1 protein-coding gene is annotated in these 776 nt (G+C 53.9%); it reads left to right on the top strand.

Annotated elements, in window-relative coordinates; genetic code table 11:
• The coding region (locus tag ACTHSP_RS21060; protein ID WP_440346891.1) for a TonB-dependent receptor domain-containing protein at window positions 1-776 on the top strand (776 nt) is incomplete at both ends.

Raw genomic sequence — 776 nt, 5'->3', positions numbered from 1 at the left:
GAGTACACGGGTAAAAACCTGGGCTTTGTCGAAAAACTGAACGCCAACGCCTATGTGTTGGAAAACGAACGCTATTCCGCCGATGACAGCGGCAGCGGTTACGCAGGCAATGTGGCAGGTCCGACCACAACCAAAATCACCACCAAAGGTGCAAATATCAACTTCGACAGCCGCCTTGCCGAAAAAACCCTGTTGAAATACGGTGTCAACTACCGCCATCAGGAAATCAAACCTCATACCTTCCTGAATTCGCAATACACCAGCACCGATGCCGCCCTGCAAAGTCTGGTACGCGGATACAGCCTGACCAACCCGACCAAAACCGATTACGGCGTGTATGTCGAAGCCATCCAAGATATCGGCGATGTTACCCTGACCGGCGGTCTGCGTTACGACCATTTCGATATCAAAACCCATGACGGCAAATCGGTTTCAGACGGCAAAGTCAACCCGAGTCTGGGCGTAATTTACCAACCTGTCGAAAACTTGAGCTTCAGCGTAAGCCACAACTACGCCAGCCGCAGCCCGCGCCTGTATGACGCGCTGCAAACCCACGGCAAACGCGGCATCATCTCGATTGCCGACGGCACTAAAGCTGAACGCGCGCGCAATACCGAAATCGGCTTCAACTACAACGACGGCACGTTTGCCGCAAACGGCAGCTACTTCTGGCAGACCATCAAAGACGCGCTTGCCAATCCGCAAAACCGCCACGACTCTGTCGCCATCCGTGAAGCCGTCAACGCCGGCTACGTCAAAAACCACGGTTACGAATT

The organism is Neisseria sp. P0001.S005 (genome assembly GCF_051963715.1).
Note: the sequence above shows the minus strand (reverse complement) of the source record. Positions and strands in the feature narration are given on the sequence as shown.